Genomic DNA, 12924 nt, shown 5'->3' with positions numbered 1-12924 from the left:
CGGGCGCGCGGCGGGCGCCGCGCGCACCCAGGCATCAGGCGCCCAGGTCGACGCAGAGATACTTGATCTCCAGGTACTCTTCGATGCCGTACTTCGAGCCTTCGCGGCCCAGGCCCGACTGCTTCACGCCGCCGAAGGGACCGACTTCGTTGGAGATCAGGCCGGTGTTGATGCCGACGATGCCGTACTCCAGCGATTCGGACACACGCCAGATGCGGGCGTAGTCGCGGGTGAAGAAGTAGGCGGCCAGGCCGAAGATGGTGTCGTTGGCCATGCGGATGACTTCGTCTTCGGATTCGAAGCGGAACAGCGGCGCCACCGGGCCGAAGGTCTCTTCGCTGGCGAAGCGCATCGACTGCGTGACGTCGCGCACGACGGTCGGCTCGAAGAACGTGCCGCCCTTGGCGTGCGGCTTGCCGCCAGCGATGACCTTGGCGCCGTTGGCGGTGGCGTCGGCGATGTGCTCCTGCACCTTTTCGACGGCGTTGCGGTCGATCAGCGGACCTTGCGTCACGCCGTCTTCAAAGCCGTCGCCCACCTTCATGGCGTTGACCTTGGCGACCAGGCGCTTGGCGACTTCTTCGTACACGCCGGCCTGCACGTAGATGCGGTTGGCGCACACGCAGGTCTGGCCGGCGTTGCGATACTTCGATGCGAGGATGCCGTCGACGGCGCGGTCCAGGTCGGCGTCGTCGAACACGATGAAGGGCGCGTTGCCGCCCAGTTCCAGCGACAGCTTCTTGATGGTGGGCGCGCATTGCTCCATCAGCGTGCGGCCGACTTCGGTCGAACCCGTGAAGCTCAGCTTGCGCACGACGTCGCTTTCGCACAGCGCCGCGCCGATGTCGCGCGAGCTGCCCGTGATGACGTGGAACACGCCGGCCGGCACGCCGGCTTCTTCAGCCAGAACGGCCAGCGCCAGCGCGGTCAGCGGCGTCTGCTGGGCAGGCTTGACCACCATGGTGCAGCCGGCGGCCAGCGCCGGGCCCACCTTGCGGGTGATCATGGCGGCGGGGAAGTTCCAGGGCGTAATCGCGGCGGTGACGCCGATGGGCTGCTTGAGCGCCATCAGGCGCTGGCCGGCCTTGGGGCTTTGCAGGATGTCGCCATCGATGCGCTTGGCCTCTTCGGCGAACCACTCCAGGAACGACGCGGCGTAGGCGATTTCGCCCGCGGCCTCGGTCACCGGCTTGCCCTGTTCGGACGTCATGATGGCGGCCAGGTCCTGCTGGTTCTGCATCATCAGTTGCGCCCACTTCAGCAGGATCGCGGCGCGCTCCTTGCCCGTCTTGGCGCTCCAGGCCGGCAGCGCGGCCTGCGCGCTGGCGATGGCCTGCTCGGTTTCCTTGCGGCCCAGCTTGGGCACGGACACGATGGTCTTGCCGGTGGAGGGGTTGTCGACGGGAATCGACGCGCCTTCGCCGGCGCCGACCCACTTGCCGTCGATGTAGCAGGCGTCGCGCAGCAGGTCGGGACGGGCGAGGGGATGAGTCAATGCTGTCATTTCGGGAGTCTCCTTGATGGGTGCGGCAAGCCAAGCGACGACGGGCGCGGCAGGCCTCGGGGCTTGCAATCCAAGCCGCGATGCCTGCTACGCCCGCAATCGTTGTGCCTGCCGGCCAGATAACCGGTTATGCGGGGCCTGAGCCTCAGGCAGTGAGCGCCTCGGACAGGATGTCCAGCGCGCGTGCGAACTGGGCGTCGGGAATGGTCAAGGGATACAGGAAGCGCAGGACGTTCCCGTACACACCGCAGCTTAGCAAAATCAGGCCTTTGTCGATCGCGAGTTTTTGCACGCGCTTGACGGCTTCGGCGTCCGGCTTGCCGGCGGCGTCGTTCAGTTCCACCGCGACCATCGAACCCAGGCCGCGCACGTCGGCGATGCCCGGGACCTTGGCGCGCAGGCCTTCGAGGTGCGCGCGCAGCTTGTCGCCCAATTCGACGGCACGCTCGCACAGCTTCTCTTCGGCGATGACGTCCAGCACGGCATGCGCGGCGGCGACGGCCAGCGGGTTGCCGGCATAGGTGCCGCCCAGGCCGCCAGCGGCCGGCGCGTCCATGACGTCGGCGCGGCCGACGATGCCCGAAATGGGCAGGCCGCCGCCCAGGCTCTTTGCCATCGTGATGATGTCGGCCTGGACGGTGTGGTGTTCCATGGCGAACAGCTTGCCGGTGCGGCCGAAGCCCGTCTGGACTTCGTCGGCGATCAGCAGGATGCCGTGCTCGTCGCACACCTTGCGCAGGGCCGTCATCAGTTCAGGCGGCGTGATGTTGAAGCCGCCTTCGCCTTGCACGGGCTCGATGATGATGGCCGCGACGCGCTTCGGATCGATGTCGACCTTGAACAGCAGGTCCAGCGCCTTGAGCGAGTCGGCCACGCTGATGGACTGCGTGGCGTTGGGGAACGGCACGTGATAGATGTCGCCCGGCATGGGGCCGAACGACAGCTTGTAGGGAGCGACCTTGCCGGTCAGCGCCATGCCGAGCATGGTGCGGCCATGGAACGAGCCCGAGAAGGCGATGACGCCGGAGCGGCCGGTGGCCGAACGGGCGACCTTCACGGCGTTTTCGACGGCTTCGACGCCGGTGGTGAAGAAAGCGGTCTTCTTCAGGCCGTCGATGGGCGCCAGGCGGTTGATGCGCTCGGCCAGCGAGATGTAGCCTTCATAGGGCACGATCTGGTAGGCCGTGTGCGTGAAATTGTCGAGCTGGGCGGCGACGGCGGCCTTGATCTTCGGGTGCAGGTGGCCGGTGTTCAGGACGGCGATGCCGCCCGCGAAATCGATGTATTCCTTCCCTTCGGCATCCCACAGCGTGGCGTTTTCCGCGCGCACGGCGTAGAAGTCGCACATGACGCCGACGCCGCGCGGCGTGGCCAGGGAACGGCGGGTATTCAGGTCCTGATTTTTCATCTCGGTCTCGCAGGGCGTGAGGGGGGGCGGTAAAAGTCCTATTTAATGCTACGATGGCCCCACTTGTGGGAACCACTTTGATAAATCAGGTAGAACCAATTGCGGTCCATCGTAGGTGACTTGCTGCTGCTGCGTCTGGCCGACGGGTCCGGCGATCCCATGAACAAGCGGCTCTACCGCGGCATACGTGAAGCCATCCTGGATGGATCCATTGCCGCGGACTCGCGCCTGCCCGCAACACGCGACCTGGCGGCCGAGCTGGGCATTGCCCGCAATACGGTGGTCCATGTCTACAGCCAGCTTCTGGCCGAAGGCTATACGCGCAGCCGGCAGGGGAATGGCACGTTCGTCAATGCGTCGGTGCCGGATTCCTACCTGGCCAGCGGCCGCCGCGCGCGCCAGGCCCAGCACGCCCAATCCCGTCCGGCCCTGTCGCCGCGCGGCGCGGCGATCGTGGACAGCGTGTCGGCGTCGCCCTATCAATGGGGCGCCTTCATGCCGGGCGTGCCGGACCTGACGGAATTCCCGCACAAGAAGTTTGGGCGCATTTTCAGCGCGCTGTGGCGCAATCCGTCGCCGGACCTGCTGACTTATTCGTATGGCGGCGGTTTGCCGGCGCTGCGCGAGGCGCTGGCCCAGCATCTGGCGCTGACGCGTTCCATCGACTGCGATCCCGAGCAGATCATCATCACGGAAGGTTCGCATCAGGCCATTGACCTGACGACGCGCATCCTGGGCGAGGTCGGCGAGACGGCCTGGGTCGAGGATCCGGGCTATTGGGGCGCGCGCACGATCCTTCAGGCGAACGGCCTGAATACGGTGCACCTGCCGGTGGACGAAGAGGGCATGCGCCTGCCGGAGAGCGTGGGCACGCCGCCTCGGTTCATCTTCGTCACGCCGTCGCACCAGTATCCACTCGGGCCGGTCATGTCGCTGGCGCGTCGGCGCCAGTTGCTGGCGGTGGCGCGGCAGTGCGGAAGCTGGATCATCGAGGACGACTACGACAGCGAGTTCCGCTTTTCGGGCAGGCCGATTGCGTCGTTGCTGGGGTTGGAGCCGGATGCGCCGGTGATCTACATGGGGACGTTCAGCAAGACGCTGTACCCGGGGTTACGGGTGGGGTACCTGGTGCTGCCGAAGACGCTGACGGCGGCATTTCAGGCGGCGCATGCGGAGCTGTACCGGGAGGGTCATCTGATGACGCATGCGGCGCTGGCTACGTTTATCTCTGAGGGCCATTACGCGGCGCATATCCGCCGCATGCGCATGCTGTACGGGCGTCGGCGCGCGATGCTGGTCAACTTGATCGAACGGCGGCTGGGCCCGGATTGGCTGCATCGCGACGCTAGCATGGCGGGTTTGCATCTGGTGCTGACGATGCCGGAGCATATGGACGATCTGCGGGTGGTGGAGGTGGCGCGCAGCAAGGGTGTGCTGACGCGGGCGCTGTCGCGGTATTACGTGAATGAAGAGGGGCGTCGGCCGGGGCTGCTGCTGGGATATGCCTGTGTGCCCGAGCACGATATCGCGCGGAAGTTTGAGGTGTTGTTGGAAAGTCTGTCGGAGGTGGCGCGGAGTTCGGCGCCGGCGGGCGTTGCGCGGCAGGTGGTTGGAGAAGCGCCAGGCATTTGATGCCGTCGCGCTGTCCTCTACAAGCCGGGCAGCCGTAGCGCGGATGCGAAGGCGGCTGCGTTGCGCATGCCTTGGTCTTCGAAATTGGTATTGAACACCGCGTGTGCTTGCGTGGTCTTTTCGGCCAGGCGGGTGAAGCGCGCCACGAGGTCGGCCAGTTCCTGTTCGGAGTATTCGTATTGGAAGCGTCCGGAGGACGCCGGGCCCGAGGCGTTCCAGGTGGCCGTGTTGCGGCCGTGCAGGCGCAGTAGCGTCAGGTCGGGATGGGTGCTTTCCCACACGGGGGGCACGGTGTTGTCGAAGCCTTGCGGCGCGTCTACGACGGTATGCGCGACGCGCAGGTCGCGCTGGAAGGCCAGCGTGTCGGCGGTGGCGGTGGGGCCGTCGAACCAGCTTTTGTGGCGGAATTCGACGGACACCAGGTGTTCTTCCATGCGTCGGGCGCAGTCGGCGACGCGTGCTTTGCCGCGGGCGTCGCGGCGGATCCAGGGCGGAAACTGGAAGTGCACGGCGCCCAGCTTGCCGGGCAGTCGCAGGGGTTCCAGCGCAAGCTGGTAGCGCCGCCAGAGTTCGTCGCGCAGGTCGGCGGGCATGCGGTCGTGGTAGATGATGGGTTCCGGCCAGTCCTGGAGTTCGCGCCGGATGTCGCCGGGCAGGGCGGATAGGGGGGTCTGGTGGCCGGTGAAGAGGCGGAAGGCCTTGATGTTGAAGATGAAGTCATCCGGCGTGCGCGAGGCCCACAGGTAGGCGTTTTCCGGGGTGGGCATGGCGTAGAAGCTGGAATCGACTTCGGCCAGCGAAAAGCGCGAGGCATAGAAGCGCAGCCGGGATTCGGCGCTGCGGGCCTCGGGTGGGTAGAAGCGTCCGCAGGCGAGCAGGGTGGGGTCGGTCCAGGAGGCGGTGCCGGTCAGGATGCGGGTGGGTTCGGGCATGGCGCCGGGGGGCAGTTCAGACGGAAGTCAAAAAATTCTGTATAAATATACAGTGTTCATCCGGAGCCAGACGTGGCTCCCTCTTTTTTTGCGGCCGCAGCCCGGCGGCAGCGCTCCATGTCCGATCAAACCAATCTTTCGTCTCCCCCTGACCAACCCCGTTCCGACGGCGATCCGTCCGGGCGTCCTGCTGGCCGGCCCGATCCGCTGGCCGACCTGAATCCTGCGCAGCGCGAGGCGGCCGAATTTGGCGTGGCCGGCGCGGCGGGGGATGACGGTCCTTTGCTGGTGATCGCGGGGGCGGGGTCGGGCAAGACGAATACGCTGGCGCACCGGGTTGCGCATCTGATTCTGAACGGGGCGGACCCGCAGCGCATGCTGCTGCTGACTTTTTCGCGCCGCGCCGCGCAAGAGATGGACCGTCGCGTGGGGTCGGTGTTGCAGCGGGTGATGAACCTGCATTCGTCGCAGCAGGCGCCGTCGCTGCCGTGGGCGGGCACCTTTCATGCCATCGGGGCGCGCCTGTTGCGCGACTGTGCGCAGCGTATCGGGTTGTCCGAGGCCTTTACCATCCACGACCGGGGCGATGCCGAGGACCTGATGGGCATGGTGCGCCACGAGTTGGGACTGTCTTCGACCAAGTCGCGTTTTCCGCTCAAGGGCACCTGCCTGGCCATTTATTCGCGGGTGGTCAACAGCCAGACCCCGGTGGCCGACGTGCTCAAGACTTCGTTCCCGTGGTGTCTGCAATGGGAAGACGAACTGAAGAATCTTTTCCGCGCCTATGTGGCGGCCAAGCAGGACCAGCAGGTGTTGGACTACGACGACCTGCTGTTGTACTGGTCGGAAATGATGTCGGATGAGGAAATCGCCGCGGACGTGGGCGCGCGCTTTGACCACGTGCTGGTGGACGAATACCAGGACACGAACCGCCTGCAGTCGGCCATTTTGCTGGCGATGAAGCCCGACGGCCGGGGCCTGACGGTGGTGGGCGACGACGCCCAGTCCATCTATTCCTTTCGGGCGGCCACGGTGCGCAACATCCTGGACTTTCCGAATCAGTTTCCGGCGCCCGCCCGGGTCATCACGCTGGACCGCAACTACCGGTCTTCGCAACCCATCCTGAACGCGTCCAATGCGGTGATCGGGCTGGCGGCCGAACGCTATGCCAAGGACCTCTGGACGGACCGTCAGTCGTCGCAGCTGCCCGAGCTGGTGACGGTCAGCGACGAAGCCGGGCAGGCGCGCTGGGTGGCCGATCAGGTGTTGGCCCAACGCGAGGGCGGAGCCACGCTGAAGTCCCAGGCGGCGCTTTTTCGCACCGCCAGCCACAGTGCGGCGCTGGAACTGGAACTGACTCGCCGCAATATTCCCTTCGTGAAGTTTGGCGGTCTGCGTTTTCTGGAGGCCGCGCACGTCAAGGATCTGTTGTCGCTGCTGCGGTGGGCGGAAAACCCGCGCAGCCGCATGGCGGGCTTTCGCGTGGCGCAACTGATGCCAGGCATCGGCCCGGCCACGGCGGGCAAGCTGATGGACGCCATGTCGGCATCGGCCGAACCCCTGCGCGCGCTGCGCGAATTCAAGCCGGGAGCGGCGGCGCAGGAAGAGTGGGGCGCTTTCGCGGACACCTATGCCGCCTTGTGCGATCCCGGCATCAAGTGGCCTGCCGACGTGGATCTGGCGTTGCGCTGGTACAGCGGCCAGATCGAACGGCTGTACGACGATGCGCGCGTGCGCAAGACCGACCTGGACCAGCTGGTGCGCATCGCCGCAGGTTATCCATCGCGCGAGCGCTTCCTGACCGAGCTCACGCTCGATCCGCCGGACGCCACCAGCGACGAGTCCGGCGCGCCGCTGCGCGACGAGGACTACATGATCCTGTCCACCATCCATTCCGCGAAGGGCCAGGAATGGAAGGCGGTCTACGTGCTGAACGTGGTGGACGGCTGCATTCCGTCGGACATGAGCACCGGAACCGCCGAAGAAATCGAGGAAGAGCGCCGTCTGCTGTACGTGGCCATGACGCGCGCAAAAGAGCGGCTGCAGCTTATCGTGCCGCAGCGCTTCTACGTGCATCAACAGACCGGCATGGGCGACAGGCACGTCTACGGCTCGCGCACGCGCTACATCACCAACGCCATGCTGCCGCTGTTCGACCACCTGCCCAAGCTGCCCGACCTGCCCGCCGGACGCGGCGATCCCAAGGCGCCGCAGGCGCCGCGCATCGACGTGGCCAAGCGCGTGCGCAGCCTGTTCTAGCCGCGCGGGCGGCACGCGGGCTGGGCTATCATCGGTCGATATTCATACGCTGTCCGGTAGGGATCGATTTGTCCGAGGTTGTATATGTCTACTGAAGCACAAGCCGCCGACGCGCCCAAAAGCGAGGTCGTGGCCTCGATCGCCTACTTGAACGGACGGCGGGATCGCGAGGTCCCCATCAATGAAGCCGGTCAGTATGTCAGCCAGCGCCAGGGCCAGAGCATGCTGTGGATCGGCTTGCGCAATCCCCGCCCGGAGACGGTCGCCATGGTGGCCAGCGAACTGGGCGCCTGCGACAAGAACCAGGAAGAAATGCTGGAGACCCACCGGCGACCCAAGATCATCGACTACGGCAACATGATCCTGATCGTCGCCGTCACGGTCGAAGTCGAAGCCGAGCGTCCCATCTTCGGCGAGACGCAGTTCCTGATCGGCGACGGATTTCTCGTCACGGTGCGCCGCGGCGCCACCGCCGGCCACAGCCCGTTGCGCGAACGCCTGGAAGCCTCCCCTGACCTGCTCAAGCGCGGCAGCGACTACGTTGCGTCCGAATTGCTGGACTGGCTGGTCGACCGCTATGTCGCGGCGGCCGTCAAGATCGAATCGGTGGTGGAGGGCGCGGAGCAGAAACTGCTGATCCGCGGCGCCAAGGACTCCGACATCCGCAGGCTGTACCGGCAACGCCGGGACCTGCTGCGCATCCACACCGTCGTGTCGCCGCTGGCAGAGATCTGCCGCCGTCTGGCGCGCGTGGAGATGTCCGCCGTCGACGAGCATGCCCGGCCGTACTTTGGCGAAGTCGCCGATCGCGTGCTGCGCGTGGACGAACTGTTCAATTCCCTGCGCGAGTCGCTGGCGTTCGCATTTGAAGCCAGCCTGATGATCGGCCAGGCGGCGCAGAACGACACCACGCGCAAACTGGCGTCCTGGGCCGCCATTTTGGCGGTGCCCACCGCCATCGCCGGCATCTATGGCATGAACTTCGAATTCATGCCTGAACTCAAGTCGCCCTGGGGCTATCCGATCACGCTGGGCGTGATCGCATCCGCCTGTTCGGTGCTTTACTGGCGCTTCCGCAAGTCCGGCTGGCTCTGACGCGCGGCGCGGCCTGGGCGGGCCTGCGCCCGCCTGTCCCGGCCTGTTTCCGCGCATTCCCGCACGCCAGCTTGTGGCAAACTCCTCCCGTTTTCATCCCGGAGCCCGGCCGGTGCGTAGCAAACCTCCCTTTCGCGGCGGCAGCAAGCTGACCGCCCTGATCGTCGCCCTGATCCTCGCGGCGGCGGGCGCTATCGTGAACTGGCTGCAGCCGTCGGGGCGGGACGAGCCGCGCCAGCCCGACCGCCCGGCAGCGTCCGAGTCCTCGCCCTCGGCCAGGAGCAAAGCCCCATCCGGGGGCGTGCCGCCGGGCAGCTACACGCTTACCGGCACCATCGTGAACGTGGCCGACGGCGACACCGTGACCCTGCGCGCCCCGGACGGCCAGCGGCGTATCCGCATGGACAGCATCGACGCGCCGGAAGAGGGCCATGGCGACGCCCAGCCCGGTCAGCCTGACGCCGAAGCGGCCCGCAAACACCTGGCGGGGCTGGTCGCCGGCAAGACGATCACCGCCCAATGTTATGAACAGGACCAATATGGCCGCGACGTCTGCGCGCTGATCCTGGACGACGGCCGCTCGGCCAACCGTCTGCAGGTCGAAGCCGGCTATGCCTGGGCCTACACCGCCCGCAAGGGTGATTACCTGCGCGACAAGGCCATGCCGGACCTGCAACGCCAGGCCAAGGCCGCCGGCCGTGGCCTGTGGGCCAGGCCGGACCCCACGCAACCCTGGAAATGGCGCTACGACTGCTGGCGGCAGCGCCAGTGCGGCTGAGCGGCGCGTTCCGGCCCGCTCCCCCTAGGTGGATGCCAGGGTACTGGCCCGGGCCCACGTTTGCTATCCTCTGTCGCTACGAAACGAAGGGAAGGTTTCCATGGGTGTACTGAAGCGGCTCTGGGCGACGGCCATGCTGCTGTCGCTGGCATTGACGGGCTGCTCGCAAGAAAGCCCCATCAACAGCCCCTATCCATCCGGCGCCGAAAGCCAGAACACGCTGTATTCCGCCTTCGTCAAGCGCTCTCCCAAGTACCTGGACCCCGCCAGCTCTTATTCCGGCGACGAAACCCCTTATACCTACAACATCTATGAGCCGCTTTACGGGTATCACTACCTGAAGCGGCCCTACGAACTGGTGCCGCGCGCCGCGGCTTCGATCGACCCGCCGGTCTACCTGGACGCCCAGGGCAACACGCTGCCTGCCGACGCACCCGGCGACCAGATCGCACAAAGCATCTACGACATCAAGATCCGGCCGGGCATCCGCTTTGCGCCGCATCCGGCCTTTGCCCGCAAGCCTGACGGCAGCTACGCGTACTTCCCGCTGGCGCCGGGCGAACTGGACGACAAGTTCTACATTCCTGATTTCCCGCTGACGGGCACGCGCGAACTCACGGCCGACGACTACGTGTACGCCTTCCGCCGCCTTGCCAGCCCGCGGGTGGTCTCGCCCATCTATTCCCTGATGGCCGAGCACGTGCAGGGCCTGAAGGACTACGGCGACCGCCTGCGCAAGCGCGACCAGGAACTGCGGCGCGACATGCCTGGGGGCGCGGGCACGGCGCCCTGGCTGGACCTGCGCGAGGACGATGAATTCAAGGGCGTTGAAGCCCTGGATCTTCACACGCTGCGCATCCGCGTCGACGGCAAGTATCCGCAGTTCAAGTACTGGCTGGCCATGACCTTCACCGCGCCGGTGCCCTGGGAGGCGGACCGCTTCTACAACCAGCCCGGCATGTCCGCGCATGACCTGTCCTTGAACACCTGGCCTGTCGGCACCGGCCCGTACATGCTGGTGGAGTCGCTGCAGAACCGCCGCCACGTGCTGGGTCGCAATCCCAACTACCATGGCGAGCCCTATCCCTGCGAAGGCGAGCCCGGCGACCAGGCCGCCGGCCTTCTTGCCGACTGCGGCAAGCCCACGCCCTTCATCGATCGCGCGGAATTCAGCGTCGAAAAAGAAGCCATTCCCCTGACCGGCAAGTTCATGCAGGGGTACTACGACGTACCGCAGATCGAACGCGGTGAATACGGCGTGGCCATGCTGGTGGCCGCGGGCGACAGCCAGGACAAGGCGCGCAAGTACCGCGAGCACGGCATCAAGCTGCCCACCACGGTCGAAACCGCCAACTGGTACATGGGCTTCAACTGGCTGGACCCGGTGGTGGGCAAGGGCGATACGCCCGAACAGGAAGAGCGCAATCGCAAACTGCGCCAGGCCATCAGCATCGCGTTCGACTGGGAAGAATACGTCGCGGTGTTCGAGAACAGCCAGGCTTCCGTGGCCTACGGGCCGGTGCCGCCCGGCGTGCTGGGCTATCGCGATCCGCCCGAGGGCATCAATCCGGTCGTCTACGACGTTGTCGACGGCAAGCCCGTGCGCAAGTCCATCGATGTGGCCAAGCGCCTCTTGGCCGAAGCCGGCTATCCCGACGGCCGCAATGCGCAGACCGGGGCGCCGCTGGTGCTGTACTACGACTCGATGTCGGGGGGCGGATCCAATCCGCAGTTCGACTGGATGCGCCGCCAGCTTGCCAAGATCGGCGTGCAGCTCGACGTGCGGGCCACCGACTACAACCGCTTCCAGGACAAAATGCTGCGCGGCTCCGCGCAGATCTTCCTGTGGGGCTGGAACGCCGACTACCCCGACGCCGAGAACTTCCTTTTCCTGCTCTATGGCCCGAACGCCAAGGCCAAGGGCGGCGGCGAGAACGCCGCGAACTATTCCAGCCCTGAATTCGACCGGCTGTTCGAACAGATGAAGTTCCTGGACGACGGCCCGGAAAAGGCCGAGCTGATCGCCCGGATGATCGCGGTCGTGCAGCGCGATGCGCCGTGGATGTTCGGCTATTTCCCGATGTCCGGGGGCGCCTACCAGCAGTGGGTGGGCAACGCCAAGCCCACGCAGATGGTGCGCAACACCCTTCAATACATGAAGATCGATCCGGAACTGCGGCAGCGCAAGATCGACGAATGGAACTCGCCCATCTGGTGGCCCATCGGCGTCTTCGTGCTGCTGCTGGGTTTGGCGATCTGGCCTTCGTACGTGGCGCTCAAGCGGCGTGAACGCCAGACGGCGTTCGTGCCGCCCGAGCGCAAGGAGCAACAATCATGATCGGCTACGTGATACGCCGACTGCTGTATGGCGTGCTGATTCTGATCGGCGTGAATCTGTTTACCTTCATCCTGTTCTTCGCGGTGAACACGCCCGACGACATGGCGCGGCTGGCCATCGGCGGGCAGCGCGTCAGCCAGGACGCCGTTGAAAAATGGAAGGCCGAGCGCGGCTACGACAAGCCCTTGTTCTTCAATGCCCAGGCGCAGGGCACGGCGCAGCTTACCGACACCGTGTTCTATCGGCGCTCGGTGCCGCTGTTGGTCATGGATTTCGGCGCGTCCGACGGCGGCCGCGACATCGGCCGCGAAATCAAGACGCGCATGGGGCCCAGCCTGGCGCTGGCCGTGCCGACATTCTTCCTGGGGCTTTTCGCCAGCATCGTGTTTTCGCTGACGCTGGTTTATTTCCGCGCCACCCGGCTGGATTTCTGGGGCGTGGTGCTTTGCGTGATGCTGCTGTCGATATCCAGCCTGTTCTACATCATTGCCGGGCAATGGGTCTTCGCCAAGCTGCTGATGCTGGTGCCGTTCTCGGGCTATTCGGGCGGGCTGGACGTGGTCAAGTTCCTGGCGTTGCCGGTGCTGGTTGCGATCGTTTCGCGCCTGGGGCCCGAGGCGCGCTTCTATCGCACCCTGTTCCTCGAGGAAATCGGCAAGGACTACGTGCGCACCGCGCGCTCCAAGGGGCTGGCCGAACGCGTGGTGCTATTCCGGCACGTGCTGCGCAACGCCATGTTGCCCATCCTGACCAGTACCGTCGCCGCGCTGCCGCTGCTGTTCATGGGCAGTCTGATCGCGGAATCGTTCTTCGGCATTCCCGGACTGGGCAGCTACACCATCGACGCCATCAATGCGCAGGACTTCTCCATCGTCCGCGCCATGGTGTTCCTGGGCTCCGCGCTGTACATCGTGGGGCTGATCCTGGCCGACATTTCCTACACGCTGGCCGATCCCCGCGTCCGATTCGAGTAGCCGC

Annotated in this window: 9 protein-coding genes; 6 read left to right on the top strand and 3 right to left on the bottom strand. The window is 65.8% G+C overall.

All coding sequences use genetic code 11. The features are described from left to right. Positions 1-34: 34 nt before the first annotated feature. Both RT614_RS13630 and RT614_RS13625 read right to left on the bottom strand, forming a co-directional pair. The gene (locus RT614_RS13630; RefSeq protein WP_313622641.1) at positions 35-1504 is read right to left on the bottom strand and encodes an NAD-dependent succinate-semialdehyde dehydrogenase; all 1470 of its coding nucleotides are present in this window, start codon (positions 1502-1504) and stop codon (positions 35-37) included. Between the two features lie 145 nt (positions 1505-1649). Then, on the bottom strand, positions 1650-2912 hold the full coding sequence (locus RT614_RS13625; protein WP_313622640.1) for a 4-aminobutyrate--2-oxoglutarate transaminase: 1263 nt from the start codon (positions 2910-2912) through the stop codon (positions 1650-1652). A gap of 99 nt (positions 2913-3011) precedes the next feature. Between RT614_RS13625 and RT614_RS13620 the strand changes: the two genes are divergently transcribed. Beyond that, positions 3012-4544 (top strand): PLP-dependent aminotransferase family protein, encoded by a 1533-nt coding sequence (locus RT614_RS13620; RefSeq protein WP_409558465.1) that lies wholly within the window; start codon positions 3012-3014, stop codon positions 4542-4544. A gap of 17 nt (positions 4545-4561) precedes the next feature. Here RT614_RS13620 and RT614_RS13615 read toward each other — a convergent pair whose 3' ends face one another. Next, positions 4562-5476 carry a DUF72 domain-containing protein gene (locus RT614_RS13615; protein WP_313622639.1) on the bottom strand — a complete coding sequence of 305 codons (915 nt, stop codon included), beginning with the start codon at positions 5474-5476 and terminating at the stop codon, positions 4562-4564. A gap of 117 nt (positions 5477-5593) precedes the next feature. Here RT614_RS13615 and RT614_RS13610 point away from each other — a divergent pair, with 117 nt between their 5' ends. From RT614_RS13610 to RT614_RS13590, 5 genes are all read left to right on the top strand, one after another. After that, positions 5594-7735 (top strand): ATP-dependent helicase, encoded by a 2142-nt coding sequence (locus tag RT614_RS13610; RefSeq protein ID WP_313622638.1) that lies wholly within the window; start codon positions 5594-5596, stop codon positions 7733-7735. 84 nt (positions 7736-7819) lie between these two features. After that, positions 7820-8830 (top strand): magnesium and cobalt transport protein CorA, encoded by a 1011-nt coding sequence (locus tag RT614_RS13605; protein ID WP_313622637.1) that lies wholly within the window; start codon positions 7820-7822, stop codon positions 8828-8830. A gap of 112 nt (positions 8831-8942) precedes the next feature. Then, a complete protein-coding gene (locus tag RT614_RS13600) occupies positions 8943-9608 on the top strand; it encodes a thermonuclease family protein (RefSeq protein WP_313622636.1) in 666 nt (221 codons plus the stop codon). Between the two features lie 100 nt (positions 9609-9708). Continuing rightward, on the top strand, positions 9709-11946 hold the full coding sequence (locus RT614_RS13595) for an ABC transporter substrate-binding protein (RefSeq protein WP_313622635.1): 2238 nt from the start codon (positions 9709-9711) through the stop codon (positions 11944-11946). Next, complete coding sequence (locus tag RT614_RS13590; protein WP_313622634.1) at positions 11943-12920, top strand: ABC transporter permease; 978 nt, start codon at positions 11943-11945, stop codon at positions 12918-12920. Before RT614_RS13595 ends, RT614_RS13590 begins: the two co-directional genes overlap by 4 nt. Positions 12921-12924: the final 4 nt, after the last annotated feature.

This window comes from Achromobacter sp. (assembly GCF_032102605.1).
Taxonomy (GTDB): Bacteria; Pseudomonadota; Gammaproteobacteria; order Burkholderiales; family Burkholderiaceae_B; genus Achromobacter.
The sequence above is the reverse complement of the archived record's forward strand: the minus strand, read 5'-3'. Positions and strand labels throughout refer to the sequence as shown.